Below are 1,733 nucleotides of genomic sequence, written 5' to 3' on the forward strand. Positions count from 1 at the left end.
CATCTCCTCACCTCACCCTACTCCTTTGATAATGTCTCCTAGTGGCTTCAAACTCTCTATTCTTACTCACAGGGCTAGCCTTTTGTATCTGGCTTTCTTGCATTGATTGTCTAGGGCTTGTCCGATTGGATTGTATAGGAGAGTTGGAGTTGTTAGGAGCACTAGGGCTTGTTTGTGTGTTACTTGATTGTGGAGGTCGGCTAGTGGGTTTGAAATGGTTATTTTCATAGAAACTATCAGGAGTTTTTTGCAAAGCAGGTTCATAGGGCTTGAGTCTGTTTTTTATCCTCTGACTTTGAGGGGCAGGGTTTCTTTTAGGCAGAGGGCGATAGTTGAGTTGGCGGTGGGTCTTATAGGCTTGACCAAACTTATAGCGCAACCCAGCACTCAAAAGCCAATAGGTATTGAGCTTTCCAAAAAACTCTGTTTTAAAATCTGTATGCAAGCTCAAGCTATCATTAAAACTCAGCCAATCCACACCCACACCAAGCCCTAAGCGATGGTCCATATGGTTGGGATTATTATACAAAGGCACACCTGCAAGATCGACTAAAGTGACTTTCCCTCCTAGATTCAGATCCATACTATAATCGATGAGTGCCTTAAGGCGCAAAGAAGAGAGTTCATAATCAAGGCGTTTGACTCCTTGCAAGCCAAGCTTAGTGATCAAAGCAGGAGTCCAGTCGAGTTGGGATTGGACAATGCTTTGGGATTGTTTATCGACAAAGGAGAATTGATTGCCTAAGATGATTCCTGAGTCTAAAGAGATAAAAGGCTCTAAATAAGTGCTATCATCTCTGATGGCTACATTGATGTGTGCGTTCCGACAAAAGACTTCTTGCACACATCTCTCAATGACCTTGCTGCGGTATTGATGGAAGGGATAGAAACGAAAGCCTGCCCTCCCACCCATTAAAAACATATGGCTTCCAAAATTACTTGTTCTATCAGCTTGATTCAAGCTTGCTTTGATGGGTGCATAGACATAACGCACAGACCCATCTAACACCCAGCCATCTTGATGGATATATCCTCCATAAGCTCCTAGACCTATAGCAGAAGCACTGCCTTTGAATCCTGCGTCCATTGCATTGAGATGGGTATAGCTCACACTCCCTCCATAAAAATACCTTTCACTCTCAGAACTCTCTCCATAATCATAGCCCCCTTGGAAGTTATAAAAAAGATCTTGTGTTGTCTTGCTCCCTAAGGGTTGTTTTGCATAAATCCCTCCACCACTGATTTTTGCCCACGCTCCATTGAGTGTGGGGGGATAGATGAAATCTTGGATACGCGTATGCAGACTGTCTGCTTGCAAGCGAAAGATCTGATAGGGTAGAGAGAGGATATTGAATAGACTTTTGGCTGTTTGATTGGGCGTGCGCTCTATTTTAGAGAGTATCCACTCACTCCCACCACCCCCTGCAGGTCTTTTTTCTAAAAGAGGTAAATAATCATAAAGCCCAATGATTGTAGCAATCCCTTTGAAATCAGCCCCTATAGCTTCTGTCGTTGCAGAAGCTACAACCATATTAGTATGAGGAGGATTGAGGGCAATCATAGAGGGGTTTTGATAGATTTGGATAAATTCCATTGCATTGAGTGCCCCTGCTTCTATCTTGTCTGTTTGACCATTTTGCATATCTGCCATCAAGCGAAAGACTCCATTAGCGCCATTGATTGTATCGACTTTGAGTGTGCGTGGTGCAAAGGTGGTGGAGGTGAGACGGTGG

Annotated in this window: 1 protein-coding gene; it reads right to left on the bottom strand. The window is 43.7% G+C overall.

Annotated features, from left to right (window positions below; all coding sequences use genetic code 11):
• Nucleotides 1-7: 7 nt before the first annotated feature.
• On the bottom strand, nucleotides 8-1,733 hold a 1,726-nt coding region (locus BKH46_RS09215), incomplete at its 5' end, for an autotransporter outer membrane beta-barrel domain-containing protein (protein WP_143428958.1).

The sequence above is a fragment of the Helicobacter sp. 12S02634-8 genome, from assembly GCF_002272865.1.
Lineage (GTDB): Bacteria > Campylobacterota > Campylobacteria > Campylobacterales > Helicobacteraceae > Helicobacter_J.